6 protein-coding genes are annotated in these 6,848 nt (G+C 48.0%); all 6 read right to left on the bottom strand.

Annotated elements, in window-relative coordinates:
• Window positions 1-4: 4 nt before the first annotated feature.
• Window positions 5-1,528 carry a xylose ABC transporter ATP-binding protein gene (locus tag ACQY6Q_RS04495; RefSeq protein WP_427978368.1) on the bottom strand — a complete coding sequence of 508 codons (1,524 nt, stop codon included), beginning with the start codon at window positions 1,526-1,528 and terminating at the stop codon, window positions 5-7.
• Window positions 1,529-1,602: 74 nt separating this feature from the next.
• Window positions 1,603-2,595 (bottom strand): D-xylose ABC transporter substrate-binding protein, encoded by a 993-nt coding sequence (gene xylF / locus ACQY6Q_RS04500; RefSeq protein WP_055733730.1) that lies wholly within the window; start codon window positions 2,593-2,595, stop codon window positions 1,603-1,605.
• A gap of 353 nt (window positions 2,596-2,948) precedes the next feature.
• Window positions 2,949-3,869, bottom strand: coding sequence for an o-succinylbenzoate synthase (gene menC / locus ACQY6Q_RS04505; protein WP_427978371.1), 921 nt, complete (start codon window positions 3,867-3,869; stop codon window positions 2,949-2,951).
• Between the two features lie 190 nt (window positions 3,870-4,059).
• A complete protein-coding gene (menB, locus tag ACQY6Q_RS04510) occupies window positions 4,060-4,905 on the bottom strand; it encodes a 1,4-dihydroxy-2-naphthoyl-CoA synthase (RefSeq protein WP_427978373.1) in 846 nt (281 codons plus the stop codon).
• Window positions 4,902-5,693: a 2-succinyl-6-hydroxy-2,4-cyclohexadiene-1-carboxylate synthase gene (gene menH, locus ACQY6Q_RS04515; RefSeq protein ID WP_427978375.1), complete on the bottom strand. Its 792-nt coding sequence runs from the start codon at window positions 5,691-5,693 to the stop codon at window positions 4,902-4,904. Before menH ends, menB begins: the two co-directional genes overlap by 4 nt.
• Window positions 5,683-6,848: thiamine pyrophosphate-dependent enzyme (locus tag ACQY6Q_RS04520; protein WP_427978377.1), on the bottom strand; the 1,166-nt coding region annotated here is incomplete at its 5' end. The genes menH and ACQY6Q_RS04520, both read right to left, overlap by 11 nt.

A 6,848-nucleotide genomic window follows, 5' to 3' on the forward strand; every position in this document is an offset into this window, starting at 1 on the left:
GTTATTACTCCTCGGCCAACGCGCAATCCATTACCATCTCTTGGGTAAGATTTTGGTTGTCTAATAGGCCTTTTAATTTACCTTCATGCATGACTAAAACGCGGTCGCTAATGCCCAATACTTCAGGGAGTTCGGAAGACACCATGATGATACTGATCCCTTGTTTTACCAGTTGATACATCAGCTTGTAGATTTCATATTTGGCGCCAACATCAATGCCTCGAGTAGGCTCATCCAAAATAAGAATGCGTGGTTTTAGTAATAGAAATTTTGCTAGAATCGCTTTTTGCTGATTACCGCCGCTGAGGCTTTTTATTGCCAATTCAGGAGTGGCGGTTTTCACTTTAAGCCGCTTGATTGAATCATTGATAGCCGTTTGTTCGGCCGATTCGTTGAGTGTTTGTCCTAAACCGATGAAGTGGTTTAAACCTGCCAAGGTAATGTTTTGGCCTACTCCCATAATCGGTACAATGCCATGGCGTTTACGATCTTCAGGAACCATGGCAATACCGTAGTTGAGAGCATCACGGTTGTGGCGGATCTTGATCGGTTTGCCGTCTAGCTCAACAGGGCATTGGTAAACACCTTCGTAAGAGCCAAATAGGCATTGCATCAGCTCGGTTCGACCGGAGCCTACCAAGCCAGCAACCCCTAAAATTTCGCCTTTACGTAGGCTAAAGCTGAGGTTGTCGACTTGCTTAAGGTTTGCTGATTTGCTGATTTTGGCATTCACTGGGCCGACTTTTAGGAATTCCTCCCCAATCGGATGCTCCTCTCGCGGAAATAGCTGTTTAAGTTCGCGTCCTACCATCATGCCGATAATGTCATCGGTGCTCATGCGACTAGCGTCTTGAGTACCAATATGTTCACCGTCGCGAATGATGCAGATACGATCAGAAATTTCCTTTACTTCGTTGAGCTTGTGAGAAATGTAAACACAACTCACCCCCTCTGTACGTAGTTGTTTAACGATGTCTAATAGCACACGGGTTTCTGATTCGGTTAGGGGAGCACTAGGCTCATCTAATACCAATACTTCGGCGTTTTTAGACAGGGCTTTGGCAATCTCAACCAATTGCTGCTGGCCAACCCCGAGTTCTTTAATCACGGTATCGGGTGAAATATCCAGTTTTACTCGTTTTAATAATTCGGCGGTTTGTTTATACATGGCGCTGTGGTCGAGTACGCCATAAGAGCTGATTTCGGCACCGAGAAAGATGTTTTCCAGAATGCTCAGTTCTTTCACCAGAGTGAGCTCTTGGTGAATAATTGCTATGCCTTTTTCTTCGCTGTCGCGCACGCTACGTGATTGTAGCGGCTCGCCTTTGTAAATAATTTGTCCTTCGTAACTACCATAGGGATGAACACCGGTGAGCACCTTCATTAAGGTGGACTTACCTGAACCATTTTCGCCGCAAAGCGACACGACTTCGCCGCGCTCCAGGCTGAAATTAACCCCATTAAGCGCAATCACGCCGGAGAATTTTTTAACGATGTCTGACATCGTTAATAAGCTACTATCGCTCATAAATACTCCTGATAAAGGGCGGCCTTAGCTCGCCCTTAATACTGCTGTTATGAATTTACTGTGGATACGTAGGCTTATTGGTAAACGTCGGCTTTGCTATGGAAACCGTCGGCAATAACGGTTTGATCGATATTAGTTTTATCGACAGCAATTGGCGTTAATAGGTAAGCGGGTACGTCTTTGGTGCCGTTGTTTAAGCTAGCGTTAGATGTCGGGGTTTGGCCTTTACCCAGTTGCACAGCCAGTTCGGCAGCGGTGGTGGCAAGCAGTTTAATTGGCTTGTAAATAGTCATGGTTTGGGTGCCTTCAACCACGCGGCGTGCGGCGGCTAGGTCGGCATCTTGACCTGAAATATATACTTTACCGGCTAAACCTTGTGCTTCCAAGGCCTGAATTGCACCGCCAGCGGTGGAGTCGTTAGAAGCCACTACTACATCGATGTCGTTGTGGTTTGCAGTTAAAGCATTTTCCATAATTTTTAATGCGTTTTCAGCTAACCAGCCATCGACCCATTGGTCACCAACCACTTTAATGTCGCCTTTGTCGATTAGCGGTTGTAGTACATTCATTTGACCTTGACGGAATAGTTTGGCGTTGTTATCAACTGGTGAACCACCCATTAAGAAGAAGTTACCGCTGGCTTTGTGCTTAATTAAGGCCTCAGCTTGCAGTTCACCTACCTTCTCGTTGTCGAAAGAAAGGTAGAAGTCGATATCGGCGTTATTAATTAAACGGTCGTAGGCCAATACTTTAATGCCTTCTGCTTTCGCTTCTGCGATCACGTTGGCTAGTACCATACCGTTGTAAGGGATGATGACTAAGACATCGACACCGCGTGAAATCATGTTTTCAATTTGGGAAATTTGCGCCGTTTCGTTACCGTTGGCCGATTGAACGAAAACGTCAGCACCTAACTCTTCAGCTTTACCAACAAAAAAGTCTCGGTCTTTTTGCCAGCGCTCTAAACGAAGGTCGTCAATTGCCATACCAATTTTTACCGGTTTGGCAAAAACAGGTGCGGAAACCGCAATGGCTAGGGCGCACAGTAGGGTAGTCAGTTTTTTCATTATTAGCTCCTTGCTATTCAGCTTGTTATATATTTTTGGCTAAGGTTGGGGCGTTTAGGCCACCCCATAAATCATTCCTCGGCAACAGATTAGGCGCTAATTCAAAGCTGACCAATGATGCTTTTTCGTACACTTATGATGTTTATTAATTATGCTTCTCACTCTGTGAACCAGCGCAAGAAAACGTTTTCCTAAAGGTGTCGATTTTGAATTTAGCGCCATAGTTGGCATTATTGTTGAACAAGAAATGTTAGCGGAATGAGGCTTTTTGCGAGCCGGATGAAACTGACTAAAATATTATTAAGGCGCCCTGGAATGACGCCGTTACGGTTCTCGCCCAGTACTTTGCCACCTTAACTATTGTGTTGAAAATGTTGGATAATTTCTATCTCGGGAGGCGCTTCGCTAAAGGCTCTAAGGGTGTCTAAACCGGCGGGCTGGTTGGGCGTATATTGTTGCGCCAGCGCCTTAATCCAGCTCAGCCCTAGCCGGCTTTCGTAAGCCGAGCTAAATACACAGGCAACTTGATCGGCGTGGGCTTGTTCTAATAAAGATAAACAGCGATGCCATGGCCCTAGCAAGCTGGGTTTCATTACTAATGCTTTCAGCCCTTTAAAATAACGATAACGATAATTGCTGTTTTGCAAACTTTCATCCAGGCCAATTCCCACACCGGTGCGTTCGGCCAACATAGCCGATTGTTGTGGATTGTTCAGTGGCTCTTCGATGTATTCGATACGTGATAAATCGATATTCTCGATAATAAAGATCGCCTGATTCCAAATCCAACTGCGGTTGGCGTCTAGGCGCAGGCGTAATTGGGGATAGTGTTTTTGTAGGGCTTGAATTAATTCAATATCTTGTTTTGGCGATTGTCGAGCCACTTTTAGTTTGGCTAAATCGCTTGGCTGTTGTTCTAGAATTTGCTGGCAGTATTGCCAGTTGCCTTTTAACAGTAAACAACTGTCGTCGAAGTTGGCTTCGGGAGGCTCTCCGGCCATGGCACAATCAAGGCCAAAGGCGACGCTGGGGTAGAGTCGATGTTGAGGGTGGCCTTGCAGGCAGGCAATCACTTGCTGTTCAGCCTGAGCAAGCGTTTCTTCGCTGAAGCCGGGTAATGGAGCGATTTCACCACGGCCAAGGCGGCCGTCTTGGAAACGTAATTCAAGGTATAGTCCCTGCCGCTGCTGTAACTGAACGTTACCCAGTTGTAGTGGCTGAGCTAGTTGTTGAGTGTAACGGCTGAGAGTCGCACTGTGCCAATCGCAGAGCATGTCAGCTCCTTATTCATCGAAGATAAATACAAGTTACCCGATAAATCTATCACTTAGCCGTAGGCTGCTGCAATAGGCAATAAGTCTAGCTTAACGAGGTTTTTCTCTACTTTGCACACTGTTGGCTTAGCCAACAGTGTGTTGATGTCGAGTCAAATCCAGTTAGCAGGAGCCAAGCCGTAATTGCAAACTAGGGATTACGTTTAAACTTATTAAATTCAGGAGGGCGCTTCTCATTGAAGGCGTTACGTCCTTCTTGACCCTCTTCTGTCATGTAAAATAGCATGGTGGCATTGCCTGCGAGCTCTTGAAGACCGGCTTGCCCGTCGCAGTCGGCATTTAGCGCCGCTTTTAAGCAGCGCAGCGCCATTGGGCTGTTTTGCAGCATTTCCCGACACCATTGCACGGTTTCTTTCTCTAGCTCGGCGTAAGGCACCACGGTATTTACCAAACCCATGTCCAGCGCTTCTTGGGCATTATACATGCGGCATAAAAACCAAATTTCACGGGCTTTTTTCTGACCGACGATGCGCGCCATATAGCTGGCACCCCAGCCTCCGTCAAAGGAACCCACTTTGGGGCCAGTTTGGCCAAACTTGGCGTTATCGGCAGCAATGGTTAGATCGCACATCATGTGTAATACATGGCCGCCGCCCACCGCATAACCGGCTACCATGGCCACTACTGGTTTAGGGCAGGTACGGATTTGTCTTTGAAAATCAAGCACATTTAAATGATGAGTGCCTTGTTCATCTTGGTAGCCACCATAGTCGCCGCGAACTGATTGGTCACCGCCGGAACAGAAGGCCAGTTCACCTTCGCCGGTAAGAATGATTACCCCTATGTTGGGGTCGATGCGGGCATCGTTTAAAGCATGCATCATTTCCTGTACGGTGAGTGGGCGAAAGGCGTTGCGCACCTGCGGCCGGTTAATGGTAATTTTGGCGATGCCACACTCAGACTTATGGTAGCGAATATCTTGGTAGTCTTGGTTGGCGTCATGCCAAATTACGGCGGAACGATCAATGTTAGTCATGGCTTTCTCTTTGTTGTTGCTAAGACACTGGACAATAGCTGAAGAAACAGTGTCGGTTGTTCAAAATGGCAGTTGTGGCCGGCTTGTTCGATGCTATGCCAACGTAGACGCGGATGCTGCTGTTGTAGCCGTTTGGCTAAGCCTTGGTATTTATTGTCTAGGCTACCGCCGATAAAATCCAGTGGCATTTTTAGCTGCTCCAGCTGAGCGCTGAGGTCACTTTGTAAGCCTAGGCTACAGGCTCGTAGTGTGGCGGCTAGGCCTGAGCGGTCTTGTTGGGCACGGCGTTTAATTAGTTGTTGACGTTGCGCCGCAGTCAGGTTGGCAAATACTGGCTGTTGATACCACTCTTGCAGCAGTTCATCTAAGGGTTCTTTTAGCCAACGATCGGCCCAACGGTTGTCGTGCACTAGGCGTTGTTGGCGGGCGTCGGGGTCGCTTAAGCCGGGGTGGGCCGACTCGATAATTAAATGCTGGATCCCTTTGGGAGCGTATAAGGCGTGATGTAGTGCCAGTCGGCCACCAAGGCTGTAGCCCAGCAAGTAATACTGGTTGATCTTCAGGCGCTTTAAACACTGACTTAACTGCTGGCTAAAGCCCTTAAAGGCGTGCCGTGGTTTGAGGCCTTGCTGGGCACTCATGCCATGTCCCGGAATATCTACGGTGACACAATAATAGTGTTGGCTTAGCTGGCTGATCAGTTCCTGCCAATCTCTGCCGCAGCCAAGGAAGCCGTGCAATAACACTAGGCAGGGGTGTTGAGCTTGTCCATAAACACTACAGTGCATTTTGCTGAATAACCTGATTGATCAAGCTTTGGTAACGGGCGCTGGCATCGCCAGAGGCCACACAAACTTCAATTAAGTAGCTTTGCTTGCCTTGCTGAGCCAGCTTGAAGGCATCGCTAAACTGTTGTTTATCTTCTACTTTGGCATAGGCTAAACCAAAGCAGGCGGCAGCGCTGGCAAACTGGGTTTGATGGGGTAACTGGAAAAAGTCCCGCGCCAGTTGTTGATGTTGTTCGCCGCTCGTTAAACGAGGCAGCAAATTAAAAATTTCACCGCCGTTGTTATTTATCAGCACAATGGTTAGTGCTTGACTGCTTTGTGCAACTAAGCTCAGCGAGTTTAAGTCGTGCAATAGCGAGGTATCGCCAATGACGAGGGTACAGCGTTGTTGCAGTCCTTCGGCCACCCCGCAGCTGCTCGCCACCAAACCATCGATGCCTGAGGCACCGCGATTAGCTAAATAATGGCTGGCACGACAAGGCTGCCCGAGTAACTCAAATAGCCGTACACTCATGCTATTGCCCATAAATAGGGCTGTGTTTGGTTGCTGTAACGCTGACACTTGCGCCACAATTGCCAGCTCTGAATAGTCGCTTAAGGCTTGTTCAACTAGCGGCGCTAACTGCTGCTGAGCGTGTCGCCATAACGCAAAATAGTGGTTCTCAGAATTCGAAACAGCTAGTGGATGAGCTTGCAACCAAGCTAGAGCACTACAGTGCCAGCGTTGCTGAATACGGTGAGAGGGGTTAATCACCTGGTGATAAGGGTCGATTAACCAATGCTCGGCTTGAGTGTCTGCCAGATATTGGCCAAGCCGTTTAGACACCAACTTACCCCCAAATTGAATCACCAGCTTGGCTTGACTGTTGGCGGAAAGTCCAGGGTTGGCGAGCAGTAATTCTGCTTGGCTAATCACTTGTTGTTGAGAAGACAGCGCCTGCCAGTGGCTTTGGCAGTCGACTAACACCGGTAGCCCCGCCTGTTGTGCCCAATCGACAATTGCCTGGCTTTGCGCTAAAGCTTGTTGACCAAGCACTACCAAAATTTGTTGCTGTTGGCGTAGCGCTAACCAAGCGGGGTGTTGCTGGCAATTTATCGTTTGAGCTTGCACGCGATAATATGCGTTATCGCTGGCTAGCCAAGCCAGCAAGGGAC

This window comes from Agarivorans sp., assembly GCF_050295395.1.
Classification (GTDB): domain Bacteria; phylum Pseudomonadota; class Gammaproteobacteria; order Enterobacterales; family Celerinatantimonadaceae; genus Agarivorans.

Bases quoted from the DNA above. Each gene is read 5' to 3' on its own strand.
- ACQY6Q_RS04495 (WP_427978368.1), bottom strand. From the start codon at position 1,528: ATGAGCGATAGTAGCTTATTAACGATGTCAGACATCGTTAAAAAATTC.
- xylF (WP_055733730.1), bottom strand. From the start codon at position 2,595: ATGAAAAAACTGACTACCCTACTGTGCGCCCTAGCCATTGCGGTTTCC.
- menC (WP_427978371.1), bottom strand. From the start codon at position 3,869: ATGCTCTGCGATTGGCACAGTGCGACTCTCAGCCGTTACACTCAACAA.
- menB (WP_427978373.1), bottom strand. From the start codon at position 4,905: ATGACTAACATTGATCGTTCCGCCGTAATTTGGCATGACGCCAACCAA.
- menH (WP_427978375.1), bottom strand. From the start codon at position 5,693: ATGCACTGTAGTGTTTATGGACAAGCTCAACACCCCTGCCTAGTGTTA.